The organism is Streptomyces sp. CC53 (assembly GCF_001865245.1).
GTDB lineage: Bacteria > Actinomycetota > Actinomycetes > Streptomycetales > Streptomycetaceae > Streptomyces.
This window is the reverse complement of sequence record NZ_MKXB01000030.1, coordinates 1-2114: the sequence shown is the minus strand read 5'-3', so window position 1 is coordinate 2114 and position 2114 is coordinate 1. Positions and strand designations below refer to the sequence as shown.

The following is a 2114-nucleotide window of genomic DNA, read 5'->3' as shown; positions in this document are numbered from 1 at the left end:
CGGAGGGGCGGGGGACCGCGGCGCCGGCAGCGGGCGGGGACGACGGCGCCGTGGAGCGGGAGGGGCAGGGACGGCGGACGCGGGGCGTCAGCTCTTGACCGCGCCCGAGGTGATGCCGCCCACGATGTGCTTGCCCAGTACGGCGAAGACCAGCAGCAGCGGCACGGTGGAGATCAGCGCGCCGGTCAGCACGATGGCCTGGTCGATGGTGTGGTTGCCCGAGCCCAGCCCGGCCAGCGCCACCTGGAGGGTCGGGTTGCCGTCCGGGGTGAGCGCGATGAACGGCCAGAAGAAGTCGTTCCACGCCTGGACGAACACCAGCATCCCGAGCACCGCCATCGCGGGCCGCGCCACGGGGAACACCACGTGCCAGATGATCCGCAGGCTGTGCGCCCCGTCCACGCGGGCCGCCTCGATCAGCTCGACGGGCAGCGCCTCCAGCAGGTACTGCCGCATGAAGAACACGCCGAACGCCGCGACGAGCGACGGCAGCACGACCGACTGGAGCTGGTCCACCCAGCCCAGGTCGGTGATGATCCGGTACAGCGGGATCACGCTCAGCTGCGGCGGCACGGTCATCGTCGCCACCACGAGGGCCAGCAGCACGTTCCGGCCGCTGAACGGCAGCTTGGCGAAGGCGAAACCGGCCAGCGTCGAGAACACCACCGTGGACGCGGCCACGAGCCCCGCGACGACCGTCGTGTTCACGAGGGCCTCGCCCATGTCGACCTGGTTCCAGGCGAACGTGAGGTTGTCCAGCAGCCGGGGCCCGGGCAGCAGCGGCGCCGGGGCCTCCACGACCCGCTCACCCGAGTGGGAGGCGGCGACGAGGTTCCAGTACAGCGGGAAGAGGGAGAGCAGGGCCGCGAACCCCAGCAGGACGTACGTGAGCGGCCCTGCGTGGTGCTGGCGGCCCGCGGTCTGCCTGAACGCGGGCCGTGGCCCGCGCCTGCGCGCCGGCCGGCCGGTGGTGAGCGCCATCGGTCAGACCCCCTGCTTCTTGCGGCCGGCACGGGCGAGCAGCAGCCGCAGCCCGCCGATGAGGAGCAGGAGCAGCAGCATCACCCACGCGATCGCGGAGGCCTGCCCCAGGGCGCCCGTGACCCAGCCCTTCTCGTACATCAGCAGACTCAGCGTCTGGAACTGGTTGCCGCTGCCGCCGCTGACGCCGAGGCTGCCGCCGAACAGCATCGGCTCGCCGAACAGCTGCGTGGCGCCGATCGTGGACACGACGATCGTGAAGAGGATCGTCGGCCGGATGGACGGGATGGTGACGCTGACGAACTGCCGCCAGCGGGAGGCCCCGTCCAGGGAGGCCGCCTCGTACAGGTCCTGCGGCACCGCCTGCATCGCGGCCAGGTAGATCAACGCGTTGTAGCCGGTCCACCGCCAGATGACGATGGCGGAGATGGCGATCTGCGCCGGCCACTTCGACGACTCCCAGTCGACCGGCTCGAACCCGGCCCAGCCGAGCACGGTGTTGATCAGCCCGTAGTCCGAGTTGAAGAGCTGGGCGAAGACCAGCGTCGCGGCGGCGATCGACGTGGCGTACGGGGCGAGGACGGCGACCCGGAAGAAGCCGCGGCCCCGCAGCCTGTAGTTCAGCAGGTGCGCCAGGCCCAGCGCCATGAGCAGCTGGGGGACCGTCGAGATGACCCCGATGGTGAAGGTGTTGGCGAGGGCGTTCCAGAAGAAGTCGCTGTCCCGGAGCGCCGCGTAGTTGTCGAAGCCGCGCCACTCGGCCTCACCGCCCAGCTCCACCCGGTGCAGCGAGAGCCAGCCCGTGTGGATCAGCGGGAAGAGCCCGAACGCCCCGAAGGTCAGGAAGAAGGGCGCGATGAAGGCGTACGGCGTCGCCTTGAGGTCCCAGCGGTACAGCCTGCTGCGCCAGCCGGCGCCTGCCGGCGGCCGGCGGGACCGCTTGTTCCGGGACGTGGAGGGGGGCGGAGGCGGGGAGGGCGGTGAGGTGCCGCCGTCCGCCGCCTGGACGGAGGTGGCCACGGGGGCGTCCTTCCAGGTCGGTGCAGACGTCGGGCGGTCGGGGGCGGCGACACGGCCCCGGCCCGGGACCGACAGCGGTATGGAGGGGTGGAAGCGGGACGGAGGGGCGGGGA

General features: G+C 71.9%; 2 protein-coding genes. Both read right to left on the bottom strand.

Annotated features, from left to right (window positions below; translation table 11 throughout):
- Positions 1–87: 87 nt before the first annotated feature.
- Positions 88–981, bottom strand: a complete 894-nt coding sequence (locus tag BJP40_RS02540) for a carbohydrate ABC transporter permease (protein WP_071278258.1) — start codon at positions 979–981, stop codon at positions 88–90.
- Positions 982–984: 3 nt separating this feature from the next.
- The gene (locus BJP40_RS02535) at positions 985–2001 is read right to left on the bottom strand and encodes a carbohydrate ABC transporter permease (protein ID WP_071278271.1); all 1017 of its coding nucleotides are present in this window, start codon (positions 1999–2001) and stop codon (positions 985–987) included.
- Positions 2002–2114 lie beyond the last annotated feature (113 nt).

Coding starts and splice junctions, on each gene's coding strand:
- BJP40_RS02540 (WP_071278258.1), bottom strand. CDS start 981: ATGGCGCTCACCACCGGCCGGCCGGCGCGCAGGCGCGGGCCACGGCCC.